This is a genomic window from Brevibacillus soli, from assembly GCF_044759095.2.
Lineage (GTDB): Bacteria > Bacillota > Bacilli > Brevibacillales > Brevibacillaceae > JBIYSM02.
Genome location: NZ_JBIYSM020000016.1, coordinates 18,303 through 43,167 on the forward strand (window position 1 = coordinate 18,303; position 24,865 = coordinate 43,167).

Consider the following 24,865-nt stretch of genomic DNA (forward strand, 5'->3'; position numbering starts at 1 on the left):
TGTCTCCCGATGTAGGTTTAGAAATCTTCCGGTATTCTCTTTCTGAACTTCCAGTACGCCAATGTCAGTCTTCCCAGTTTTGCCTTGCTAAGTAAGTTATATTTCTTCGAGACATTGGCATATTTAGCCTCTAATTGGTTATACTCAAAAATCGCATCCTTATATTGCTTTAAGGTATTCTCTTCACTGTCCAATCTTTTTAAAATCTCCTTGTTTTTTGAGTCAATCGTTTTTTCCAGTTCCGCAATCTTCTGTTTGTACGTTGCAATTTCATGTTCCGTTGCTGTGAGATGGGCATTATCTCGTTCTAGTTTTTTGTAACGAGCCGTAAGCTCGTCATAATCCTGCTCTAGTTTATTGTAACGAGCCGAAGTCTCATCATAATCCTGCTCTAGCTTATTGTAACGAGCCGAAGTCTCATCATAATCCTGCTCTAGCTTATTGTAACGAGCCGAAGTCTCATCATAATCCTGCTCTAGCTTATTGTAACGAGCCGAAGTCTCATCATAATCCTGCTCTAGCTTATTGTAACGAGCCGAAGTCTCATCATAATCCTGCTCTAGCTTATTGTAACGAGCCAAAACCTCATCATAATCCTGCTCTAGCTTATTGTAACGAGCCGAAGTCTCATCATAATCCTGCTCTAACTTATTGTAACGAGCCTTAATCTCATCATATCGGGTCTTTAAATTCTCATTTTCACGCTTTAATTGTACGTTTTCCTGCTTCAGTTGATCAAAGTTCGACCGCATTTCGGTCAGTTGAGTATTTAGGTTTCTAATTTGCTGCGTCTTCGCTTCTACATCATCAACCAGCGCTCTTTCGAGGGTGTAGAAGCCGTCTTCTAATTGTTTAACTATTTCTCTGCTAAAAAGGCTTCGTCCCTCGTGCTTACGCGTATTTTTACGCGCAACCAGACCTAACCACTTTCCAAAGAATTTCACTTCGGTAGGTTCGAAAAATGGCTCAACCTCTTCCAGTAGGTTGAATAAATAATAGGTTTTCTTATGGTCGATAAAATCATTGATACCAAACGGTACCGTTACTATAAGGGTTCCGTCATCCGTCAGCAGATTGGAAACCCTCTCCAACAGTGAAGTTGAAGATGAAAAATGCTCCAAAACTTCAGCTAATATGACCGTTTCGAATTTTTGTTCGGATTCAAATTCGAAGATGCTGCATCCCCGATACTCGACGTTGCGTTTTACGGTATCACTTTCATTCATAATCGCATTCTTCGCGTATATAATTGCCTCTTCCTCAATATCGATTCCAACTACTTGTTTGCCTTCTCTTGCTAATAAGATTTCCGTGATGCCTTGTGAGCACCCGATATCCAATACATGCTTGCCCTGCACCTTTGAGCAAATCCAATGGATCCTCTCTCGTGTTTTCCGGGCAAAGCGATCACCCATTTGGCCATAATATGCTTCCGCAACTTTATCCAATAATTTCATAGAATTCACCTTTTTTGTTTCTTTTATAATCAAACGCATTTCCGTAATTAATGACTTCCAACCCGGATCCTGGTTGTGGCGTAACGACATTCTTGGTGTCGAACAACATTGGCGTCCGCATCTTTTGGGCAATTTCAGCGTGATTCAACTGTTTGAATTCATTATGGTCCGTTAATACCAACAGGAGGTCCGCATCCTGGACAGCTTCCTCACAGCCGACAAACTCTTCATGGTTGACGTGAGGATCGTGAATCGCCAATTGGTATCCTTCTTTTCTCAATAATTCAATAACCGCCATCGCCGGTGATTCTCTCTTATCATCAACATTGCCTTTGTAGGTAACTCCAAACACTGCAATGCGAGGATCACGAATATCCGAAAGCAGGTCTTTTGTAATATCGACCACAAACTGCGGCATGCTGTTGTTCGTTTCTCTCGCCAACTTGATCATCTTCGCGTATTCAGGCGATTTTGCATATATGAAATATGGATCCACAGCCAAACAATGCCCGCCGACCCCAGGGCCGGGACTATGTATGTTCACGCGCGGATGCTTATTGGCCATGCGGATGACATCCAGTACGTTAATGTTCAAATCGTAACAAATTTTCGCCAACTCATTGGCCAATGCGATATTGACATCCCGATAGGTGTTCTCCATGCACTTTGACAATTCAGCCGTTTTGGCCTCTGTCTTGATAATTTCACCCTTTACAAATAAGCCATAGACGTTCGATGCCGCATCAGTGCATTTCTGCGTAATCCCGCCAATAATTCGGTTGTTGTGAACGAGTTCATGCAAGATTTGACCCGGCAACACACGTTCCGGGCAGTGCGCCAAGTAAATATCCTCACCGATGGTGAATCCTTGCTCTTCAAACAGCGGTTTAATAAAGTCGTCCATAGAACGCGGCGCAATTGTCGATTCCACAATGACAATGCTCCCTTTCTTTAGATACGGTATAATCGATCGGCATGCGGCCAGCACATACGTCAAGTCGCAGCTCAGGTAGAAGTCATCCTTGTTCGGAGTCGGTACCGCAATGATATACACATCCGCTTGTTCTGGCGTTACGGAAGCACGGAACGATTTATTGTTCACGGCGGCCTTGATCATTTCTGCCAGGCCCGGTTCCTCGATGTGGATTTCCCCGCGGTTCAAGACCTCGACAATATCGGGCTTGACATCCACCCCTACAACCTCACAACCGTAGTTGGAGAACACTGCCGCAGTTGGCAGTCCGATATAGCCAAGTCCTAGTACACAGATTTTCATCGTTATCCCTTCTCTACTTTTGTTTTCTGCTGCGTATTGATTCCATAAATTCGATATATTCGCGAACCCTTTCGCCCCAATGATGCTGGTCGATAAACGCCTGATTCAACGTGCTCTCGATCCAACCCTTATAATAAGACTGCAGGGCATACGCTTCAAACTCGGAATAATTGCGATAAAATTTTAGATTATCGCACGCAAACTTGTTCAGCTCCGGCCAATAGGCGCTTATTATCGGCTTATCCATCGCCAGGTATTCATAGAGCTTGACAGGATCGACCGCTTCTGTCAGTTCATTGACCCGGAATGGGAGCAACAGGATATTTCCGGAGTAAATATAATCCATGACTTCATGATGCGGTACCGTCCCTAACCAGACCACATTAGTCGGCAATTTCTCCTTCATCTCGAACGGACCGATCAAATAGATGGTGTATTCGGGATGGTTTGCAGCAAAATGATTCAGAATATCCCAGTCCAGCCAATGACCAATCGTTCCGATGTAAAGCAGATTGGGCTCTTGTAACGCGATATTCATGGGACGACGGCCAAATGTTTCTTTGTCCAGCGCATTGAAGATCGTTTTGATCTTTAGCTGCTTGCCAGGCGATCTGCGCTGCAGTTCGCTTCTCAATTTATCCGAACTGGTAATGACGGCATCAGCAATGTCTAACATCTTCTGTTCTTCCGACAACATTCGATCTCTCATGCTGCCTTCATAGAAGTACGGCATATTATCCATACATTCATACACAAGAATGCAGTCAGATTTGATTGATTCGGGAATATATTGGTGATGCAGCGGATTCGTCAAGATAACTATATCATACTTTTTGTCGGATAATCGGGAACGAATATAGGCGATATTCATTCGCTCAATCAACCTGAACTTTAACGAATATGGCAGCACATACGAATCTATGACACGCAACCGTCCCATGTTCAATTTTTGGACGACGGTCTTCCCGATCGGATTTAAAGATAAATAGTCCACTTCATGGCCTTGCTGAGACAAATAATAGGGAATAAAATGCGGACGCTGCTTAATCCACTTCCAATTGACCGTCGAGAAGTATAAGATTTTCAACGTCGCTCCCCCTTTATCACAGCTGCTCGTCGATAATACTTACAACAGACAGGGCTTTCGCAGCTCATGTAAGGCTGCATGTAAATTGGGTGATCACATCTTTTGGAGCCCCTATTTCTTTCACACAGCCCCGTTCCAACCAGAGCACGTTATCACATATTTGCTCCACTTGCCCCAAAGAGTGGGAGACAAACAGCACCGTTGTGCCGCCTTCCATCATGGAACGGATCTTTCTCTCTGACTTCTCCTTGAATTTGACGTCACCTACGGCCAGAACTTCATCCACGATCAGAATGTCCGGCTGAACGACCGTCGCGATGGAGAACCCCAGTCTGGCCTTCATACCCGAGGAGTAATTCTTCAACGGTGTATGGATGAACTTGCCCAGTTCTGAGAATTCGACAATTTCATCGAACTTGTCCTTAATAAATTTCTTCGAATAGCCCAGCAGCATGCCGTTCAAGATAATATTCTCAGCACCAGTCAGCTCGCCGTTAAATCCGGCTCCCAATTCGATTAAGGGCGCAATGCTTCCCCTCCTCACTACCGTACCGGATGTCGGTTTTAATACACCTGCGATAATCTTCAGCAGCGTGCTTTTTCCGGCACCGTTCATGCCGATAATTCCAAACACTTCTCCTTTCCGGACAGAGAAACTGACATCTTGCAGCGCGTAGAAATCTTCATATTGAATTTCTTTTCTCAGCTTCTTGATGAAGAAGTGCTTCAGAGAATCGACTTTTTCTGTAGCGAGCCTGTATTTCATTGTGACATTGGAAGCCTGAATCGCTATATCGCTCATCGGTCAGTATACCTCAACTTTACAAATGATAAATGAATCGGTCCTGCGTCTTGTAGAAAACCCACAAGCCGGTCCCGCCATAAACGACCATGTAAGCAATCGAGATCAGATGTGCTGTCGGATCTGGCATGACTCCATACATGACCACATCGCGAAACATTTCGACGATCGGATACAGCGGATTCAACAGAATAATAGGCATATACTTATCCGGAATGATCGAAGCCGGATAGAAGATCGGCGTCATATACATCACGATTAACAACAAAATCGAGTAAAAATGCTTCATATCTTTAAAAAACACGTTGATAGAGGACAGAAGCAGACCAATCCCGGCTGAAATGACCAGCAAGTAAATCAATGGAACGACAAACAACAAATTGATCCAACGAAACGGCAATCCGGTGACGGCCATAACTATTACCAACGGCACTAAGGCGATGACCGTGGTGACGAATGATGAGCATATCCGGGACAGCGGAAAAAAGTATTTGGGAACATACACCTTTCGGATTAATTGACCGTTCGCATAAATCGAATCCATGGCAAAACTAGTCGATTCAGAAAAAAATTGATAAATGATTCTCCCGATCAGCACATATACGGGAAAATTAGGAATATGGTTGCGAAACAGCGCCATAAATACGATGCTTAGCACAACCATCATCAGTAACGGGTTCAGCATGCTCCATAATACACCCAAAGCGGAATTCCTATATTTTAATTTGATATCTTTCTTCACCAATTCGAAGAACAAGTCTTTATATTTGAACATGTTCTGGATATATGAATTCATCTCGAGACTCCTCTGCAAGTCCTTATTGAATACTTTCATCTTTTCAATCGTTTTAAAATCGTTACTCCGAAATAATACACGGTGGATTTCGCCATCATATATTCAATTCTAAGATAATTTTTGAAGTGTTTTATATTACATTTTACTCTATTGATTGATTTTACTGTTTTTATCCCTTCAAACAATCCTTGAATGTATTGTTTTCCAAACCCGATTTTCCAAAAGAAGAGTGCCTTAATCAAGAATCCAACGAAGAGAAATGGAGCATTGATCATAAACAAAAAAACAGGAATATTTTTTACCAGCATATAGACACTATTTCTTGCCGACAATTTTACTTTGAAATTGTTATATTTACTGCTGCCGGTTGTCGCACTGCCAATATGGAGAACTGTTGCTTTCGGACAATAGACGTTTTTATACCCAAAAATATTGGCTCTAAACCCGACATCAACATCTTCCAAATACGCAAAAAACGTGTCGTCAAAATATCCGATTTCGTCAAAGAGCTTTCTTCGATAAATCGCGGCCCCAGCACACGAGCTAAAGATGACTCTTTCTTTTTCATACAAGTGGCTTTCGTTCCCGTCACCCGTTTTAAATGCCCATCCCGTTAAGCACAATTGATCTCCTGCATTATCGATGATTTTGGGGTTGGAATAAGACAACATTTTGGCTGATGCTGAAAAAATAGTAGGATCCGCTTCAATACAACTATACAGCATTTGTACAAAATTGGAGTCGGCAAAGGCATCATTATTCAGTAATATGACATATTTTGAACGGGAAAATGCAATCCCCTGATTAACAGCCCTGGCAAAACCAACATTCATTTCGTTTTTTATTAACGTTATTTCCGGATATGTTTCTTCGATTAGAGCCGTGCTGTTGTCACTTGAATTGTTATCGATTACGATGATCGCCTTCTTATCTTCTATCTGATCATAAATGCTAGCGATACAATCCAATATATATTCGGCCCCGTTGTAGTTTGGGATAACAATTGAAACATCCATCGATTACATCCTTTTCGAAATTGTATTGTGCACCCAATTCCTTGAAAAAACGGCTGTTGAATAATTCAACAACCGTAGCATCCCCTAAACACTATTTCATCGTTAAAGCTGTGCGATACTCCACAACCTTTTGTGGAAAGTCCGCATGCTGTCCAACCATCGCCTTCGTAATCGCCGCAGCTTGCTTGGTTTGCCCCATCGTTTCATAAGCGACCACCATCAGGGCTTGGGCTTCGACACTCATCTTCAGATCGTTGACTGCTTTCAGTGGCTCGATGGCCTGGGCGTACTGACCAAGCAAAATTTGAGCTTGACCAATGAAGAAGAACTCCATATGCGACCAGAGGTAAACTGAACAATACTGCGGCCCATACCGGCAATTTCCTTTTCGTGACCGGCAGCAAGTAAACAAGCAACTATGATCCATACTGTTTTTGCAACGGTATGTGAGTCTAATTGGTTATTATACTAGATTTATACAACACAACCTTCTGCACAAAATTCGGGTGTTGAGAGAAAAACTTTTGCGTGATTCCTGCTGCTTCTTGATGTCGTCCTATTTCTTCAAAGGCTACCACTAATAACGCTTGTGCTTCTAGCACAAGCTGTGGATCCGTAACAAGTTTTAAGAATTTAACACCCTGTTGGTATTGACCTAATAGAAGATAAGACTGTCCCAAGAAAAAGTACGTTTTATTCGATAATTCCAAAGGACGTTTATCCGGGATCTCCTGCATTTTGAAAGGCTCGATCTTCGCCACATAGTCAGCATACCTTTCAACTACATTGTTTGCGATACTTAGTGCCTGTTCTTTTTGCTTTTGTTGTGTTAGTTGGTATGCTACTTGTGCATTCAATTGGATACTAGCATCATAGAGCTGTACATTAAACTTGTCTCGATCCAGTGCGTTCGTAAAGTACTGATCGGCTTCTTGCCAATCACCAAGCATGAGGTATGTTCTACCGATGCTAAATAATAGATTTGAGTTATTCGGCTCCAAACTTTCTGCAGATTTTAACTGCTTTACCGCTTTGCTTTTCCAGTCTTCTTTTCCTTCCGACTTATATTTAGCGGCGTACACATTGGCCAAGTTTATCAGGTAATCAGTTTGATAAGGATTTAATGCGGTAACTTTTTCAAATAATGGTTCTGCTACGTCCAATGTCACCTGCACATTTGTTTGGGATAAAAGATTGTTTGCCAGATAGAAACGCGTCGTATACACACCGGAAATGAAAACACCTATAGTCACTACCAACAATACCGCTCTGGAGTTCCGGTGACCATTGGCAGTATTTTGAACCGGGTGAATAGGAACAGCCATAGCAAAAAGCCAGAAAACAATGAACCAAACTGTTCCGTAAGAGAAATCAAAGTCAATGATCGCATGAAGGAACATCATGCTCAGAGCCACAAGGGCTGCCGTCGATACTGTTTTTTCCCACTCGTTATCCGAATTTCTGATCCGGATGATGGTTTTTTTAATCAATACTGCAAACACCACCAAAAACACAGCCATACCTACCCAGCCCGTGCTTACCAATATTTCCAGGTAACCATTATGGACTTCATTGTTCAGATACGGTATTTGCTGATGAGCTGGATAAACAACCTTCCACCCTTCTCCACCGACACCAAAGGCAGGGGACTCCTTGCTAATCTCCCAAGCATCTTTATAGACGTTTGTTCTTCCCAATACGCTAAGCGTCTCTGTATTGATGTCTGATACCCTTTGTTGTAGGGTTTGCGGCAATGCCTGAAACACCATCCCTTTTAATTTAATATCCAGGGCAAGCAGCACACCTACAAGTATGACACCAATTGGAAGTCCAAAACGAAACATTGGTTTTTCGATGACGTTCCAAAAAGAACCGTTTTTCATAAATACTTTAACGAACCGGATTACTACAATTAAAGCTACTGATGTAATGATAAATATGGTGATGCCCGGATTTGCAGCCTTTTGGGCCTCGTCCAGCGTCATTTGACGGAAAACGGCTATTGATCCAACATTAGCTAATAGAGAAAAGAGTAAATATTCAAATTGTGCCCTGCCTTTCAAGATCAGTAAGCCAACTAACCATGCAATGGGTAGAATAACTAACGTGCCGCGAGAATAAGAATGAAATATTCCTACTCCATATGAAATCAATGGAATACAATAAAAAACGGTTTCCCATAGTTTTAGACTAGATCTTGTTAGTTGAACTAATGCAAATAGTAAGAACGCACAAATCACAGTAGCAAAGGTATTTGCATATTGGAAAGGACCTGTCATCCGATTAACTAACATAACATCTTTGAATTCGATCCATTCCCAAAGCCCGAAAAGCGCAAAAAAACTAATCCATGTTCCTGTGAGATGAAATAGTATTGGCATTACCTTTCCTAATTTCTTTGATCCGTCGTTAGCTTGAATCCAGATCAAAACGATAAAAAAGCTACTATAGGCCGTCCATCTAAAAAGATTGTCTAGTGCGCCTTTAGCAGTTTCACTACCAAAAAAAGACAGAAAATGAATAAAAGGGATGAGAAACACAATCCAATATAGTTCATAAGATTTGATCCGATTAGTAACAAATAACCAAACCGAGTAAATAATAAATGTAGCATCTACTACTAATTCAATGAAATAAAAATCTGCATCAAAAAATAAGCCCCGTAGATACGGAGTGTACAGAAAGATTATTGACACAATCGAAAAAGCAACATAAGCAATATTTGACATGAATTCCTCCGAATTTTACCAAACTACTTTTTTGTCTTAACTGAAGCCATTACCGCTTTAATTTCCTCTTTTACCGGTGATCCTTCTGGTGCTATGGACAAATATTTGTTCAAATAAACAACTCCGTCATCTTTCTTGTTAAGTTGTATGTAACTTAATCCGATAAAGCGGATTGCATCATAAAATTTAGGGTTACTTTCAATTGACTTCATCACTTGAATGCATTCACTGTAATTCTTCTGAACGAAAAGTAACTGGCCCTTTTTAAATATTAGTTCGCTAAAATTAGGATCCTTTGCAAGACCTTCATTAATTGTTTTAAATGCATCATCGTATTTACCCATTAGAATTTCCATAGAAGCAAGATTGTTATAGGCCTCTTTCAACGAAGGAGATTTGGCAATTGCATTCTTATAATGCATAAGTGCTTCGTCATTTTTTTGCTGCTTTCTTGCAATATTGCCAAGATAATAATCAATAGCACCATTGTTTTCTTCCTTCATCAAAAGATCGGCTAATACTGTCTTAGCTTCGTCGTATTTGCCACCTTCAATTAGTTTTACAGTTTCTTTGAGTTTATTTTGTAGAATTTCGTCTGATTGTTGTGATTTCAATTGAGCAGACTGTTCTGTTGAATTGGTATTACAAGCTGTAAGAAAGATAAGTGCTACTAATATATTGACATAGTATTTCATATTCACATTACTTCCTCCCTAAATTTTTTAAAAAAATTCGTCATATCGCCATTTTAACATACACTCTATTAAAAATGGCATTTTCTTATGTTGAAAATATTTTATTGTACAAACAGTTCTTACAGTTATAAGTTAAAATTATTTCTAATGTCAATAGCATGTTTCATTTACTTTAGTAACAGATATAAAAAGGGGCTGTCCCATAAGTAGATTTTCTACGGAGGGTCAGCCTCTTTTTCTTCTAAATTTGTCCTGTATTTAAAAAATCAGTCGGGTAAGAAGGTTATTCCTACCCGACTTTTCTTTGTTTTTGGTCTATGGAAGCCTTCTTCATCAGATTATGGGCAAGCGAAAGCCACCCGACCTCCAAACTTACTTTTGGTAAGCCGGGAAGCAGGAAACGACGGAAACCCCGGTTATTTTTGATTTGCCCAAATACACTTTCTGGCTCGATCATGCGACGAACCGCCAACTGATACCCTTCTTCACTTCGTAGCTTTTCTCGTACCTGTTGTTTGAAACGTTGATACGGTAAGCTTACTTTCACTTCCCGATTGCCTTTTGCTTTCGTACAAGATGGCTTCAGCGGACAACCTTCACAACTCAGACTTCGGTAATGCCGATGCCGGATTTCATACCCACTTTCCGTCTTTTCCTTGCTCTCATAACAAAAGGTCAGTATTTGCCCAGCCGCACAAATCCAAACGTCCTCCGCCTCGTCATACTGCCAGTTGTCAATCTTGCCAATTTCGTTTTTCCAGGCTTTCTGCTTCTCTTTATGATAGGTGCTGTACTTTACCAATGCTTCCACTTGTTCACTTTCCAGGAAGGCATAGTTCTCTTCCCCGCCGTAGCCAGCATCGGCAATGATGGTGGAGGGAAGCTTGCCGAGAGATGCCTTGACTTTTTCCAAATGCGGTTTTAGGCAACGGGTATCTGTCGGTCTTTGGTGAAGACTGTAGCCCACAATAAACTGGTTTTCTGTCCCGATCTGCACGTTGTAGCCAGGCTTGAGTTGCCCGTTTTTCATGTGATCTTCTTTCATGCGCATAAAGGTAGCATCTGGATCGGTCTTGCTGAAGCTGTTCCGGTCTCCGAACGTTTCCAGCTGCTGTTCATACTTTTGGAGGCGTGGGAGAAAGTCTTTGCGGATTTGTTTCACTGCCTTTTTCAGCGGCTTGTCTTTCGGTTTTTCCTGTAGTTTCGCCTCCAGTTGCTCTACGACTTTCTCGACTTTTTCGGCTGTTACGATGCTTTCACATTCCGGAAGATCCTGAGTGCGATACTGCTTATCTTCTTCCTTCTCAAGTTCCTCGATCTTGGCAAATAGTTCTTTTACCTTCTCCTGCAACTTGGCGTGATGCTTGTCCACTGCTTTTTTCCAGACGAAGGTATACCGGTTGGCATTGGCCTCGATTTTTGTCCCGTCTAGGAAGTAGTGTTCCAGCTTGACGTAACCTTCTTGAGCCAGTAATTCCAGTACAGATGAAAATACGGTTTCCAATACATCCTTCATCCGCTCCGAGCGAAAGCGATTGATGGTGCGAAAATCCGGGCGTTGTCTTCCTGCAATCCACATGAACATGATGTTTTCACGTAGAGCTTTGGCGATTTGACGGGAGGAGTAGATTTTCTGGGTGTAGGCATAGATGATGACCTTGGTCAGCATTTTCGGATGGTAACTGTCTCTTCCGCCACCGGGATATGCCGCAGCAAAAATCTCATCGTCTAACCGATTCGCCATATCATTGACGACTCGAACAGGATGATTTTGGGGGATGTCCTCTTCTAAATCCATTGGAAGGAATAGTTGATTCATGTTATATTCAATAAACAAAGAAACCCTCTCCTTTTGTAAGTGTTTGGTGGTACTTACATTTTACCAAAGGATGGTTTCTTTTTTGTTTTCTACATTGAAAAAAGGGGCGATCCCTCAGCCATTTTTTATGGCTTATGGGACAGCCCCCTTAGGCATTCACTTGTATTCAAATGTTATTGAGCGGACACTTGAATAGTTTTGGTACCAGTGAACTTATTGCCTTCAACGTCTGCAACTACAGTTTGGCCAGATTTAAATTTGATGTAATATACATCGTTAGCAGCGATTGTACCTACTGTAATTTCAAGTTGATTATTATTGCTAGTCAGATAGGTTGCATCCACAACAGTACCGTTAGCATTTGTAATAGTCAGTACTTGAGCAACTTCTTCAGCGGTATCTACATCAGCAATTACATCCAGGTTTTCACTGAAAGTCAGTGCGATTGTTGTACCACCAACTGCAGCAGTAGCAGCATCTGCATAGAGAGGAGCAGCCTCATCTGTAGAGTTAGCACTAGTTGCCAAGTCAGTAGCAGCTGCAAAAGTTCTCTCGTTGTTAGCAGCGTCTTTTACTTTGCCATCGATGTTAAGCACTGCAACTGCTTCTGTTCCGTATACACCAGTAGATGCGGTAGGAGTTAGCGTTACAGTGTCTCCACTAACAGTACCTTTGGATGCAACACCGTCAACAGAGAATGTAGTAGCTGCATCAACAGTTACATTTTCATTGAACTTTACTTTTACAGTCTTGTTGTCGAGCTTCGTAATGCTGGAGACAAGTGGAGCAACCTTGTCAACCGCTGTGAAGGTCTTGTTAACAGCAGTTGTTAAGTCAATCGCGTTTCCAGAAGCATCAGTTGCATCGGATGCGGAAATACGAACTGTGTAAGTTTGACCAGCTTTCAACTCAAAAGTGTCTGGTACAGTCACTTGTACTGTATCTTGACCGTTAACAGCAGCTACGATAGTTGCCGCTTGGCTAGAGAAGTCGGCAGCAAAGACTGTAACAGTAATTGTAGACGCGTTAACTTTTTCGCTGAATTTGATGTTGAGAACTTGATCGTCAGCATCAGTTTCTTCAGTATCTTGGCTTACTGATACAATCGTTGGTTTAACAGTGTCCGCAACTGCAGTCAAGCTAGCAGTAGCATCCGCAGCGATCAACTTGCCAAAACCGTTTTGAACATCGTCTGGAAGAGCGATTGTGTATGCTTTGCCAGCTGTCAAAGCTGGGAACGTAACACGAACAGTTTTTCCATCTGCTAATACGTTTGCACTAGTAGCTACTTTGTCTGTTTCGCCTTCTGTTTTAGCAACATAGCCAGCAACAGTACCAGCATTAACTGTTTGTGTGAATGTAATGTCAACAGTGCTGCTTCCACCTGCAGTACCAACCAAAGATACACCAGCAACTGCTGGAGCTACGTCAGCAATTGTAATTTCCTTAGTTGTTTGTGGCAGGATAACATCCAAGTCTTCAGCAAGACGAATGTTAGAAACATAGAGGTTAAACTTAGTGTTCGGAGCAAAAGTTCCTGCAGGGTATACCAAAGTTACTTTCTTTTTGTCAGCATCCAAAGTCGCGCTAACAATATTTACTGGAGCTTGTGGTGGAGTTACTTGTTTAGACAATACATAGTTTGCAAGCGTTTCAGCAGAAGCTTCATCAACTTCTTGAGAGAAAGTAACTTCAACAGTCGTAGCGTCAATAGCACTTACACTTTCAATCGCCAGCTCGCCTGGAGCACCCAGATCTGGATCTTGCTCAGGGTGAATCGCTGTACCAGTTGTGCCATCTGTATTCACTGGAGCGTAGCCATCTGTCTCGAAGTCAGCGGCAGTTACGTTTTCCAGTACGTCCTCGATTTTGTCAGCCATAAAGATCTCTTCGAGGTTAGCGGCTTTACCATCAGCACCTACAAAGAGGACTTTATTCAGACCAACATTGAGAATTTCATCCAGAGCGTTATCAAAGTTTGCGTCAGCGAGGAAAGCATTAACGGAATAATACTTGTCTACGTTACCGCCGATGTAAAGACCAGCGCCTGGCGCTGCAAAAGCGGAAGTTGCCATGCTAGCTACAACTGCTGTAGACAGTACAGAAAGAACCAACTTCTTATTTTTCACGTACTACCCCTCCAGATACTGATAGGAATTTTTATGGAAGAGACACACTGTTATGTCTTGTCTTGTTGATGTATCTCTTCTGATCTTTTTCATGAGTCGTCGACTGGAAGCTGGTAATTTGGGGGAACAGAGAGCTGCCTCCCTGTCCCCGTATCATCATAACCAAGTCAACCGTTTACTGCTTGAAGAGAATTACTTCGTGAAAGTTCCAGTGAAAGGACCTTCGGTATCGTCACCTTTGCTTGCTTCGATGGTGAAGTTAGCAACACCGACTTTGCCAACTACAGAAACAGTGAAGGTTCCGTTTGCAGCAACAGTAGCTGTTGCAGAACGACCATCTACAGTCAGTGTTACAGTTGCACCGGCTTCACCTTGACCAGTTACAGTGTACTGGGACAGCATGCCTGGCAGTTTTTCAACTTCTGTAGCAGTGAAGGAATCCTCATCGATCAGATCTACTGGCTCGTCGGACGGCTCATCGGATGGATCTTCGACTGTGATACCTTCATCGGATTGAGCCAGGAACGCCAGAGCGTTGTCTTCGAGTTCTTCTTCCTCAACAGTATCTTCGTCAGATACTACGAGTACAAAGTCGAAACGTTGGGAATCGTCATCGGTTTCAACCAGAACTACGTAGTCGCCTTCTTGTACGCCATCGAGAATTTCGAAGTCGTCGTTTACGAATACAGTGTTCGCGTCAGTCAGGTACTCGTAGGTTTCATCTTCTGTTTTGAAGGTGATCTTACGGCCATCTACATCGTCAACGCGAGCTACAGTCAGGCGATCCAGTTCAGCTTCTTCCAGCTCATCTGCATCGGTGTTGTCGATTGCCAGTTCAGCGAAACCTTCCAGTTCATCCTCACCGGAACCTTCAACGATCTTCACAACGTCGTCGATGATGACTTCGTTGTCGCTGTTGAGGGAGAACTTGATGAAGTCAAAACGGTTTACATCGCCAAACAGATCGTCAGCATCGCCGTCGAGTTTGTACGTTTTCTCTTCGAACTTGCCGTCAACTTTGGTCAATACAGTAATGTCGTCGTCGCCGGCACGGCCAAAGGATTTCACATAACCGTATTGCGTGTTGCTTTCGATACCGTCGCCTTCTACTACGAAGATGGTGTCTACTTCGTTGTCATCGACGAGGTAGTATACAGTCAGATCTTCGTCGTCAGCAACGCTCTTGAACTTCGCGATGTCAGCATCTTTCAGTTCAACACGTTTGCCATCCGTGATCTCGCCAGTCATATCGAATACAACGGTGTCATCCGTTACATCGAATGTTTTCTTCTTGCCGTCGATGGTTACGTTCAGAGTGTCGCCATCTTCGTCAGCTGCTTTCTCCCAAGCGTCGCCTTCCAGCATTTGGAGGCCGGTTGTGTCGAGGATTTGAACTTTCTCAGCTTCGCCTTTGGAGTCAAGCGTTACTTCCAGCAGCAGAAGTTCGTCCTGATCTTTGCTTGGCACGAACAGTGCTTCCACTTCGTCGTCAGTCAGCTTGTTGCCGTCTGCGTCCTTGATGTCTTCCGCTTCAATGGAAATGTTCACTTTGCTGTCCTTTTCGGAGTATACAGTGAAATTCCACTTGTCGTCCTTGCTGTCGTACACCGCTTGTTTGGTGAGGATCGCTTTGAATTTACGATCGTTCACATTGTCTTTGGTTACGATGTGACGGATACGGCCATCTGGAGCGAGGAAGAGTGTTACTTCTACGCCATCCAGGTCACGCAGCTCGTCGTTGGTAATTTTTGCAACGTCTTTGTTTGCGTTCTCGGAGTAGGAAGCGGAACGTACACGGTAAGTCTTGTCACCGATCTTCAGACGGTTGTCGCCGGAGTTGCGGATTTCGACTTTGTCTACTTTGCCTTCTACTACGTTGCGGGTAACGAATACCAGCGGCTTGTTTTTGTTGCCGTCAGCATAGTATACAGTGTATACGTCATTTTCTTTCAGGTCTGCCAGTTTCGCAGGTTGACCGTTGATGAATACCAGGAAGTCTTCGCCTTCTTCCTTGTCTTTCAGATCGAAGGAGCCGCCTTCCAGGTTGGTGATTTTCTTCTTGTCAGCGTCTACTTTCTCGATCACTTCGGAACCGTATTTAACGCCAGCCACTGCTTGGTCAACAGTAACGTCGTCAATTACGTGGATGTATGAGATTTCGCCTTCGTCGTTGAGAACGACTTTAGCAGCGAAGGTACCGTTGCCGTCCATGATGGCGCTCAGGCCTTTAGCAGCATTCTCGCCAGTGCCAAAGCGTTTGAAGTTGTAGGAAACAGCAACATTTTCAGAGAAGCTGTATGTTTTTTCGTTGTCGAGGAGCAGTTCCAGCTTGGCGATGTCGGACTTGCTGTCTACTTTGTCGCCGTTGCTTTGAACTTTCTCATCGTAGTACCAGGTGTCCACACGACCGTTGATTACTTCTTCGTCTTCGGAACCTTCCATCCATACGATGGTTTTTTCCTTGCCGTCTTTTACCCACACTTGTACGTGCTGACCAGCGAAGTTGTTCGGGTTGATGCCGTCAGCCACTTTGTAAGTGGAGGTGCCCAGACCAGCTGCACGGCCGTCGAGAGTTACTTCGTTGGCATCCAGTGTGCCCAGACCTACCACTGGTACGTTGGTTACGAATGGCAGATCTTCAGCTTCGTTGTCGTCGCTGTTTGCCCATTCCATGTCGCGAACCGTTACATCGAGGTACTCAGTCAGCAGGGTTTGACCATCGCGGACTTCGAAGCGGATGTCCGTACCGTACTCAACTTGTTTCATCAGGTCAACGCGAAGAGCGTTGTCAAGCATTTTGAATACATCGCCGCGAGTCGCTGCGTTGTTCGGAGTGTTGATGGATTTCGCAATACCCAGCTCGGAAGCTTTTGCGATGTAGTTGTTTGGCCATACGCCTTTAACGGAAGGCTCATAGCCCAGTGCGCGGATGATCATGGCAACCGCTTCCGCGTAAGTCACTTGAGCTTGCGGTTTGAAGGATTTGTCCGGGAAACCTTTTACGATTTCTTGACCGGAAGCGACGTTAACGAAACCAGCGAACCAGTCGGAGGTTTTTACGTCAGTGAAGTTGGATTGGAATTGAGCCAGTTTCGCACCTTGCTCAAGTCCGCGAGCGCGTACTACGAGAGTAGCGAACTCAGCACGAGTGATGGTGCGGTCTACGCCGAAGTCGCCGTTGCCGTAACCGGAAACCAGACCAAGAGCGTTCAGACGTTTTACGGTCAATTCCAGAGCTGGATCCATTTTAGGAGCCGCTGCTTCTTCTGCACCTACTACCATAGGAGCAACAGTAAGTGCCAGTGCACTTGCCAATACGCTGTTAACAACCTTTTTCATAACCTTAGGTTCTCCTCCTCTAGAATAAACGGATTGTTCTTGGGGAATAATGGTTTTGGATGTATCTTTCTTTTTAGAGCCCGAATCCTGCAAGCGCGTTTCACCTCCTTTCGCAGGACCGAATTTTTGAAATGTTAGGAATTCTCTACTATATTCTGTATTGTGTAAATGCAACATCTAGTAGTGTATCACAGTTGCTAGATTTCGTGAATCTTTTTTACACAATTCCCCGTATTTCGTGTGACATTCTATTAAACGCTTCACTCAGGAAAAAGTTGCGGTGCCTCCGAAAAAGATTTAAAAATTTTTGCCGTGGGTTTTTATGTATTCATCGGGGTGATGAATATCACCCACAACTCGTATTATAGGGGACGTTTGGCAATCTGTCATTATAGAACCTTTTTCCAGCAAAGCAACAGGCCATGCAGTTCCTTACTCAGTTTCCTAATGCTGTTTCGAAATTGACGACAGCCAGGTTGTAGTTGCGAACTGCTACCTGATACTGATTTTCACGATTCGACAGCTCTTCCTCCGCCTGGATGACCTCCAGCGTCGTGGCCAGCCCGTTTTCAAAACGGAGATGGGTCAGACGATAGCTTTCCGCTGCCGCTTCCTTCGCCTTTTTCTGAAACTCCGCCGCCAGCTTGGCTGCGTTCAGGTTGTAGTAGGCTTCTGCCACCTGCAGGGAAATGTCGCGCTTTTGTTCCTCGATCGCCAGCTTTGCCTTTTCCACGTCATTGCGGGCTACCTGACCCTGATAGGTGGAGAGAGCAGAGTATTTGGCAATCAAGTCGCGCGTCAATTCCGCCAGTTTCAGCTCTTCCTGCTTTTGGAACATCTCGACGCGCTGCTTCAGCGCAAGCTCGGTTGCCTGCTCCAGCGTCATCGGGTTGGGCGTCAGGGTTTTGTTATCCTCCGACAGCTTCCACTCCTTGGTCAGTTCCACCCCGAGAAACTCGTTCAGCTTCATGCGGGAGATGATCAGATTGTTCTCGGCGGATGCCAGGGCAGCCTGGGCGCCTGCCACTCCCATTTCTGCCTGCAGGATGTCGGTTTTTGCCTTTGTTCCTACCTCAAAAGCTGCTTTTGCGATTTTCAGCTGGGTCTGGGCCCGGTTCAGGCTTTGTTTCTTCAATTCAAGTTCCGCCTTGGCATGGAGCAAATCGTAATACACCTTTTGCGCCCCGAGCTTGGTCGCGCTCTCTGTCGCCTTGACCACCAGCGCGTTCAGCTTCTTGGCCATTTCCGATTTGGCTTCGGTCACATATTTTTGCTGGGCGGCACCCAGGGATTCGATAAAATCGCTCGGAATTTCACCGACGGTTTCGTTGACCAAACGCGCGTTGATGTCGGCGTTTTTCGCTTCCAGGCGTTTGGATTGGAGGGCGCTGTTGGTTTGAAGCGCCTGTTCGATTGCCTTTGCGACGGTGAGCTCATCCGATGCGGCGGCTTGTGCCTGGGTGGCGGCAGGTGTGCCGGTTGTCGCTTGGGTGTTTTGCGTGGTGGCGGCGGCTCCGACACCGGCTGTGGTCAGCAGGAATGCCGCCATGGAAACGGCGATCCATTTTTTCGACGAGTATGGAAAGTTCATTTTTTTCCACTCCTTTTACAATTTGTCCCAAACTCACTATAACACAGTTGGTCCATTCGCATAACCTTTTTGACGCACCTTACATCTATATTGCTCCTTTCCCGATTGGATGACTGCACCTCTATCATGAAGGGATACGAAGTGCAGGCGGAAAAATTTCAACATTGGCGGAGGCTGGCGTGAACATGCTATGCTTTTCATGAGGTGATTTGGCATGTTACAGCAGTACAAAACCGTAGCCGGGTACGGGGAAGATGAAATCGTCATCGAGCGCTCCCGTTTTATCGGCTATGCCCAACGCGTTACTTCCGAAGAAGAAGCAATGGCGTTTATCGCCATGATAAAAAAGAAGCACTGGGATGCCACCCATAACTGCTCGGCGTTCGTCATCGGGGAACATGACCAGATTCAGCGCTCCAGCGATGACGGGGAGCCGAGCGGCACGGCGGGGAAACCGATCCTGGAGTGCATCAAGAAAAACGGATGCAAGGACACGGTAGTCGTGGTGACACGCTACTTTGGCGGCATCAAGCTGGGAGCAGGCGGTCTGGTCCGGGCCTATACGGCAGGGACGGTGGTCGCCCTGAAGGCAGCCGGCATCGTCATTCACCAGCTGCATCACAACATCTCGGTCAGCGTCGACTACCACTGGTGGGGCAAGGTGGAAAACGAACTGCGCATCGGCCAGCATCGGGTGAAGCAAACCGATTATACGGACCGGGTGACCGTTCACCTCTTAATTCCAGACGGGGAAGAAGAGGCATTCGTTTCACACATGATTGATTTGACCCATGGACAGGCACAGATCGTCCGCAAAGAGAAGGAGTACGTCGAGGTGCCGGTGGAAGCTGTGCAGGGGGACGAGAATTAATCTTGCTCGGAGTGTTGTCCTCATTTACGCTTAGGGAAGAGGATGGCAAGGGGGCGAGGGTTATGGGTAGAACGTTGGACGACTTGTTTGGCAAGCTGGAGCAGATGGAGGCAAAGTTTGACCAGATTGACAAGCGATTTGAGCAGGTTGACAAGCGGTTTGACCAGATTGACAAGCGGTTTGAGCAGGTTGACAAGCGGTTAGACCAGATTGACAAGCGATTTGAGCAGGTTGACAAGCGGTTAGACAACCTGGAGGAAATGACGTCCACCATGATCAAAATGGTGGGACAGGCTCATGTTCGATTGGATCAGCTGGATTCAAAGACAGAGGAAATACTCGCGGATCTTGAAGAACGAAAAGATGCGGGAAAGCGAAAAAAAGATCGGCTTTCCTTTTTGGAAAACAAGGTGTGGGAACACGAAAAACAGATCTTTTTTCTGAGAGAGCGGATTGAGGAAGCAAAAAGCTGAAGAGGGGTTGGCCGCCCCTGCTTCAGCTTTTTGTTGTTGGTTATTGTTTGGGAAGTTTTTTGAGTTGGACCATGATGCGGAGCGTGATGACAGCCATTTCGGCGCGGGTAAGATCGCCTTTTGGATTGAAGCGGTACGTCGGCTTTTTGGCGGTTGGGTCGTTTACCTCGCCGTTCATGATTTTGGCCTTGCTGACTGCGAGTACAGAAGCCGCTGCGTAGTGGTCCATCAGTTGAGCATCTGTATACATCTTTCCAAGAGCGAGTTTCGCTGCTTCCGGAGTCCCCAGCTTCAGGTTGAGTGCTCGCGCAATCATGACGCTGGCCTCTTCCCGTGTAACCGAATCTTCCGGATAGAATGCTCCCGTATCCTTGCCGCGGATGATACCTGCGCGCGCGGCCGTTTCGATGTACTTGTACTCATAATCCCAATCATCGTCACTCGGGCGCACATCTCGGAACGTTGGTTCGGATGGATCATCTTCGTTGTTGTCCCTGTACGGTCCGGCATTGATGGGAAGATCGAGCGCCTTTACGATCATGGTGGCAAATTCCCCGCGGTTGATCTTCAGCTCGGTGCCAAAGCCGCTGCCGGGGGCTTCGTTCATGATCCCTTTTGCATAGAGTGTTTCAATCGAATCGCGCGCAAAAGGATGTTTTATCACGTCACTAAACGATTCCCGCGTCTTCATTACAATGTAATAGCCGAAGCCTTTAAATGGAACCGTAATCGTTTTCTTGCCCGTGTTGACAACCCCGCCGAGGTTTTTCCATTCATCTCCGTTATTGTAAAAGACCGTGAGAATGTTGTTCGCCGCATTTACAATGGAAGAATCGTACTTGATCGTGACCGTTCCCTGTTTGCTTGGAACGAGGTTATCCTCCCAACGATCGATGAACGGTTCCATCTCTACACCGTTCACTTCTCCATCAAAGTAAGGATCGCGGCCACCCGGCGCCCGATCATCGTCGGTACTTCCCGGTTTTGCATTCCCCGCATCGATATAATAGAGCGGACTTGCATAGTTAAAGTCGGAGTTGATGCGAAGTAGATCCTGCATGTCGTCTTCCAAGCCGTCATCCTCGAGATTGATTCGACCATTGGTGCGATCCGCAATTCCAAAGTACAACGACACGTCTGTGAAGATATCTGTCTGCGGTATGTTGATCTCGTTGCCTTCCCGGTTATTGGAAGGGGCCAACAAGACGGTACCCGCCGGGAATTTCAGTTCGAGAGCCTTTTCAAAAACGCTGAATGTCGTTTTCTTGCCAAAGGTATCACGGCTTTCCGCACCGCTTACCGAGGAATTCACGTTGTAAATGCGCACTTCATCATTATATGTCTGGTTTCCGACAATGACGGAAAACTTCACGGTGTTCAAACCAGGCTTTAAGGGAACGTTGGCCTCAAATACATAATAACTCTGCGGAATGGATTTCCCCAGCTTCTCATCGTATTCAAAGTCCGGTTTGTCTGTATTGTGAGCGACCGCTTCGATTTTTCCGAACGTTACCTTTGTAGCATTTTCTGCAAAGATTTTAATGGGTACACTATTCGTGTTTACTGTTGCATAGGGCGCATTCTCAAGCTTGGTTGGCGACAACACCGTCCAGGAATGGGTCTCTTGGGAAACCGTAACCTTTTGCCTGGTTACTACGCCCCCATCGGAAGCAACGATTTCATAGGTAGTATCGTTACCTTTCCCCAGCGTCAGCGGGAACAGCTTCAACCGCGCTTCGAGATCAGCTTCATTCAAATTCAAGTCTTCCAGCTCGTCCAGCAGCTCCGTACCGTATTGACGGCTGGTCATGGTTGCTTGAAAGCTGTTGTCTTTTGTTGTTGCGGATGCCGGAGGATTCGGGAAGTTCCGCTTATTAAAGACATCCTCCAGGTCGGTAATGCCTTTTGCCGCATCATCTCTTGCCTTGTCTACCACCGCATCCTGGAATACCCACTTATCTAATGATCCATTGCCATCCGTATCGGTGTACTTATACGATGCGATCGTCTTGCCGTCTTTCAACACCTCAACGCTGGTAGCGTCTTTGACGTCAAATGAGAACTCGCTGAGGAAGAAGGCATTGGTGCTGTAAGCTGAATCCGTTGATTTTTTCGTCAGTTCAATGTCTGTTTTGTTTTGCTCGACTTTCAGCTTGATGTTTTCCACACCTGGAATTTTATCCTTGTTGTAAAAGATGGTGTAGGTGAAGACTGCATCCGGCACGTTATCGAATTCAAATGTGAGTGTGTTGCTTCCCGGCTGTAAAGCGGCCGTCAAGGTGCCTGCTGATACTCTCGTGTGATATCCGGGTGTTGGGGCCGCCTGCGCAATTTCTATTCCATTCAGCTTGACCTTGTCCCCGTCCGAATCGGTAATGTCTCCATCATTCGTCCACGTGTAGTTGTACACTTGCACATCCAGATCCTTAACTTGCGCAATGTCCGTTATTTGCAAACTGTTGTCAATAAACTTTCTCGTTCCATCCACATAGCTCAGTGCCAGGAACGGGGCAATCTCCGGCTTGATCACAAAGTCTACTTTGGCATCCGGCGAAACCGGCGCGGTGGTATCCTTCCCGACTAGTGTCACCTTCGTTTCTCCCGGGGGAAGCTTAATCAGACTCAGCGTATATGGCGGAGCCGATGGAGTGAAGGTGTAGTCTGTCCCGATATTCAATTTCGTAGGGCTGTCATTGTAATACACTTCAAAGGTGTCAATGTTTGCCCCGTCAATCGTTAACTTGAGCGGTGATACACGAATCGGGTTGACTGTGGTTCCCAACACGATTGGCTTGTTTTCATCTTGATTCGTGACACTGATGATCCGCGCGGAGTTGGGATCCATGTACGTAAACGAATATTTGTAGCTCGCCACGGAAGCTGTCTTATCCGTTTTTGTCAGAACTCCGCTGACGGTTGTCGCCTCCACGTAAGGATAGGTGAATTCCAGTTCGTACGTACGCCCGTCTACCCAACTGTTAAAGGGAATGCTTGCAGAGATGTCATATTGCTTAAAGTCACCGGACAAGTCCGCCTTGAAATTTGGGATATGCGTTCCCGCAGCTACCGGTAAACCGGTGGTCGTGTCCCGCAAAATCAGTGTGGCAGGGTCGGCTAACGTATCGATTCCATCACTGGGGTCCAGATCACTCGTATCTACCTTTCGGAACAACTCAATCGTAGAGGGAGCGTAGAACAGGGCCTTACCGGTAACGGTAAAACTGGCGGGCGGAGCAGCCTGTCCAACAAGCGTTGGTGTCTGCAGTGGAACAAGCGAAAACGGTGCAGCACTCACTCCGGTCAAATCTACATTATAGAACTGGTCCGCCGCACCCTGAGTGCCGCCTGTCAGCGTTACGACAATACTGCGCTGTTTCAACCCTACTTCACGCGAGCTGTTGTAGGCAGAGATATCAAACATATTAAAGCCAAGCTGGGCATCAACGTCTACGGAAAAACTGCCGGATTGGCTCACGTCATCCAAAAATGTCTGATTGGTCGTCCTGTTGACTACCTTTACCGAGTCAGCGTTGATTGCCTTGCCGGAGAACGAAAGCACCAGCTTGTTCGAAGACGGTACGCGAATGACGGTAGGGTCAGATAACAGAGCTACTCCATTCACTTCCAGTTCGCTCAGTACCGGGGTGTTATTGTACTGAACGTAAAACGAAAGCAGGTCCTTGGTTACACTGCCTGTTGTCTCATAGAAAGCAATCTGGTTCATTCCTGGTTTTAAGTTGATATCCTTGAAGGAAAAACTGAACGTCGCACTGGTAATGACCGGTTTGATGCTGCTCAGATCCTCAACGGTTTGTCCATTGTTGGTAATGATTTTGAGACGCAGATTTTCTCCGACAGTCCCACTGCCGTACGTACCGTTCAAGGTAATCCTGGATTCGTAGTTGATATGGGGATTGGCGGACGTTCCTTTCAACGGATCGAAACCGGTAAGCGTAATTCCTCCTCCGGTAACCCCTTCATTAGTCGCCGCATTTGCTACGCTTGCCCCCATCGGGAACAGCAGTGAAACTACCATCAACAGCGAGAGAACGACTGCTGTGCCTGATTGCATTCTGCGAAAAAAATGAACCAATCTTCTCACCTCTCCAATCTCGTTCTATTTGATGGATTGGCACTTTTCCATCGACAGAAAAGTCCGCTCCGCGGGTTTGCTGTTTTTTTCGTTTCTTGCGCGTTCCCACCACCACTTCCTTTTTCCTGAACAGCAAACGAAAGGCTTGTCTCACTTTATGTATCGGCTTATTCCGCTGTTCCATTTAGGTTTAACGGGAATTTACACAAATAAAAAAAGAGCCTACGGTTCAGGCTCGACCACATCGCTACTTATTGATTCGCGACAATCTTTTTGATAATCCGCACATCCGTCTCTAATTCGTGTAATTTCTCGACGACTTCATTCATCTTGAGGTCATTTTCCGTATTGACTGCTACCTGCTCGTAAAGGACATCGAGCTTGCGATGGACGTCAACGAGTTCGGTTTTAATCTCCGAGATCTCAACTGAGAGGCCAGCAACGTCTTGTTGCAGTTCTGAGACGCTTTGTTTCAGTTCCGAGACGTCTTGTTTCAGTCCGGAAATCTCTTGCTGTAATTCAGCCTTTGTCTGTGCAATCTCCTGCCGAAGGTCCGTTTTTAGCGCATTCATATCCTGCCGAAGCTCGTCTCTGACCTTGCCAAGTTCTTCTTTCATGAATCCTTTTATATCCGTCAGCATCTCCTGGAGCCGTCTCTCCATCGCCATCGCTCCTCTCAAATCCTTACAGAA

Annotated in this window: 17 protein-coding genes; 2 read left to right on the forward strand and 15 right to left on the reverse strand. The window is 45.3% G+C overall.

Annotated features, from left to right (window positions below):
- Nucleotides 1–17 precede the first annotated feature (17 nt).
- From ACE99V_RS08605 to ACE99V_RS08665, 13 genes are all read right to left on the reverse strand, one after another.
- Entirely contained in the window at nt 18–1,457 is a 1,440-nt protein-coding gene (locus tag ACE99V_RS08605) for a methyltransferase domain-containing protein (protein WP_400490661.1), read from the reverse strand.
- The gene (locus ACE99V_RS08610) at nt 1,441–2,733 is read right to left on the reverse strand and encodes a nucleotide sugar dehydrogenase (protein WP_400490662.1); all 1,293 of its coding nucleotides are present in this window, start codon (nt 2,731–2,733) and stop codon (nt 1,441–1,443) included. The genes ACE99V_RS08605 and ACE99V_RS08610 overlap by 17 nt, the downstream gene beginning before the upstream one ends.
- A gap of 13 nt (nt 2,734–2,746) precedes the next feature.
- Nucleotides 2,747–3,820, reverse strand: a complete 1,074-nt coding sequence (locus ACE99V_RS08615; RefSeq protein WP_400490664.1) for a glycosyltransferase — start codon at nt 3,818–3,820, stop codon at nt 2,747–2,749.
- 64 nt (nt 3,821–3,884) lie between these two features.
- On the reverse strand, nt 3,885–4,622 hold the full coding sequence (locus ACE99V_RS08620; RefSeq protein WP_400490665.1) for an ABC transporter ATP-binding protein: 738 nt from the start codon (nt 4,620–4,622) through the stop codon (nt 3,885–3,887).
- A 19-nt stretch (nt 4,623–4,641) separates the two neighbouring features.
- Nucleotides 4,642–5,418 (reverse strand): ABC transporter permease, encoded by a 777-nt coding sequence (locus tag ACE99V_RS08625; RefSeq protein WP_400490666.1) that lies wholly within the window; start codon nt 5,416–5,418, stop codon nt 4,642–4,644.
- Nucleotides 5,419–5,453: 35 nt separating this feature from the next.
- Nucleotides 5,454–6,434, reverse strand: a complete 981-nt coding sequence (locus ACE99V_RS08630) for a glycosyltransferase family 2 protein (protein ID WP_400490667.1) — start codon at nt 6,432–6,434, stop codon at nt 5,454–5,456.
- A gap of 91 nt (nt 6,435–6,525) precedes the next feature.
- The gene (locus ACE99V_RS08635) at nt 6,526–6,768 is read right to left on the reverse strand and encodes a hypothetical protein (RefSeq protein ID WP_400490668.1); all 243 of its coding nucleotides are present in this window, start codon (nt 6,766–6,768) and stop codon (nt 6,526–6,528) included.
- Nucleotides 6,769–6,886: 118 nt separating this feature from the next.
- The gene (locus ACE99V_RS08640; RefSeq protein ID WP_400490669.1) at nt 6,887–9,163 is read right to left on the reverse strand and encodes an O-antigen ligase family protein; all 2,277 of its coding nucleotides are present in this window, start codon (nt 9,161–9,163) and stop codon (nt 6,887–6,889) included.
- Between the two features lie 23 nt (nt 9,164–9,186).
- The gene (locus tag ACE99V_RS08645) at nt 9,187–9,858 is read right to left on the reverse strand and encodes a tetratricopeptide repeat protein (protein ID WP_400490716.1); all 672 of its coding nucleotides are present in this window, start codon (nt 9,856–9,858) and stop codon (nt 9,187–9,189) included.
- A 289-nt stretch (nt 9,859–10,147) separates the two neighbouring features.
- On the reverse strand, nt 10,148–11,695 hold the full coding sequence (locus ACE99V_RS08650) for an IS1182 family transposase (protein WP_420998510.1): 1,548 nt from the start codon (nt 11,693–11,695) through the stop codon (nt 10,148–10,150).
- A 155-nt stretch (nt 11,696–11,850) separates the two neighbouring features.
- Nucleotides 11,851–13,806, reverse strand: coding sequence for an Ig-like domain-containing protein (locus ACE99V_RS08655; RefSeq protein WP_400490671.1), 1,956 nt, complete (start codon nt 13,804–13,806; stop codon nt 11,851–11,853).
- Nucleotides 13,807–13,998: 192 nt separating this feature from the next.
- Nucleotides 13,999–17,052 carry an S-layer homology domain-containing protein gene (locus ACE99V_RS08660; RefSeq protein ID WP_400490672.1) on the reverse strand — a complete coding sequence of 1,018 codons (3,054 nt, stop codon included), beginning with the start codon at nt 17,050–17,052 and terminating at the stop codon, nt 13,999–14,001.
- Between the two features lie 529 nt (nt 17,053–17,581).
- Nucleotides 17,582–18,736 (reverse strand): TolC family protein, encoded by a 1,155-nt coding sequence (locus ACE99V_RS08665; protein ID WP_400490673.1) that lies wholly within the window; start codon nt 18,734–18,736, stop codon nt 17,582–17,584.
- A gap of 214 nt (nt 18,737–18,950) precedes the next feature.
- Here ACE99V_RS08665 and ACE99V_RS08670 point away from each other — a divergent pair, with 214 nt between their 5' ends.
- Together ACE99V_RS08670 and ACE99V_RS08675 are read left to right on the forward strand one after the other, a co-directional pair.
- The gene (locus tag ACE99V_RS08670) at nt 18,951–19,607 is read left to right on the forward strand and encodes a YigZ family protein (protein ID WP_400490674.1); all 657 of its coding nucleotides are present in this window, start codon (nt 18,951–18,953) and stop codon (nt 19,605–19,607) included.
- 62 nt (nt 19,608–19,669) lie between these two features.
- Nucleotides 19,670–20,080: a hypothetical protein gene (locus ACE99V_RS08675; RefSeq protein WP_400490675.1), complete on the forward strand. Its 411-nt coding sequence runs from the start codon at nt 19,670–19,672 to the stop codon at nt 20,078–20,080.
- A gap of 40 nt (nt 20,081–20,120) precedes the next feature.
- Here ACE99V_RS08675 and ACE99V_RS08680 read toward each other — a convergent pair whose 3' ends face one another.
- A complete protein-coding gene (locus ACE99V_RS08680) occupies nt 20,121–24,182 on the reverse strand; it encodes an S-layer homology domain-containing protein (RefSeq protein ID WP_400490676.1) in 4,062 nt (1,353 codons plus the stop codon).
- A 242-nt stretch (nt 24,183–24,424) separates the two neighbouring features.
- A complete protein-coding gene (locus ACE99V_RS08685) occupies nt 24,425–24,835 on the reverse strand; it encodes a hypothetical protein (RefSeq protein ID WP_400490677.1) in 411 nt (136 codons plus the stop codon).
- Nucleotides 24,836–24,865 lie beyond the last annotated feature (30 nt).